The 397-nt window shown below is 59.4% G+C and carries 1 pseudogene; it reads right to left on the bottom strand.

Annotated features, from left to right (window positions below):
- Positions 1-366, bottom strand: a pseudogene (locus tag HW932_RS21555) (IS200/IS605 family accessory protein TnpB-related protein); the annotation flags it as partial.
- Between the last annotated feature and the right edge of the window lie 31 nt (positions 367-397).

The following is a 397-nucleotide window of genomic DNA, read 5'->3' on the forward strand; positions in this document are numbered from 1 at the left end:
TCGTGGCGGACGGGCTTGGCGGTGTTTACGCTCGCCGCCTTGCCAGGCTTGATAGCGGCTCAGGTAGCTCGACACCTGGCCCTTGACGAACTCGATGGCGGCGCGGCGTAAATAGGACGGGAACTTGTAGAAGCGCTTGGCGAAATAGTGATGACGCGGGTTTGGGTGCAGCTTCGTGGGATGGATGAGCCGTTCGACGGCGGCGGCAAAGCTGGGCGCCGCGTGGAGTTCCGGCCAGTTATTCAACACCACGATCGAGAGCGCACGGCAAAACTGACGGTATTCCGCCAGCGTCAGCCGCATCAGATGCCGCTGATACGAGGTGGCTTGCAGGGGCCACTTATCCGTGCGTATCATGGTTTCCATGATTCATATCGTAGGTGATGTCGATGGATAG

This window comes from Allochromatium humboldtianum (genome assembly GCF_013385175.1).
Taxonomy (GTDB): Bacteria; Pseudomonadota; Gammaproteobacteria; order Chromatiales; family Chromatiaceae; genus Thermochromatium; species Thermochromatium humboldtianum.